This is a genomic window from Micromonospora sp. BS32 (genome assembly GCF_059089345.1).
Map to the genome: position 1 here is coordinate 1 of NZ_JBSSHR010000122.1, position 440 is coordinate 440.

Annotated in this window: 1 protein-coding gene; it reads left to right on the forward strand. The window is 75.7% G+C overall.

The window, feature by feature from the left end; all coding sequences use genetic code 11:
• Positions 1–440: acyltransferase domain-containing protein (locus AC5RWQ_RS30545; protein ID WP_494286056.1), on the forward strand; the 440-nt coding region annotated here is incomplete at both ends.

The window sequence follows — 440 nt, forward strand, 5'->3', positions numbered from 1 at the left end:
CGTCGCGGGGGTGCTGACGCTCGACGACGCCTGCGCGCTGGTGGCCGCCCGCGGCCGGCTGATGCAGGCCCTGCCCGAGGGCGGCGCCATGGCGGCGATAGCCGCGTCGGAGCAGGAGGTGCTGGCGTCGCTGGCGGAGATCGGGCGGCCCGGCGCCGACGGCCGGGACGACGGGCTGCCCGCACCGGTGGTGTCGGTGGCGGCGGTCAACAGCCCGCGGTCGGTGGTGGTGTCGGGTGAGGCCGCTCTGCTCGGAGAACTGGTCGAGCAGTGGCAGCACGACGGGGTACGGGCGCGGCGGGTGCCGGTGGATTACGCGTCGCACGCGGCGCAGGTCGGCATCATGGAGGACGAACTCCTCGATGTGCTCGCCCCCTTGGCGCCGCGCCCGGGCCGCGTGCCCTTCTACTCGACGGCGAAGGGCGGAGTCGTCGGCACCG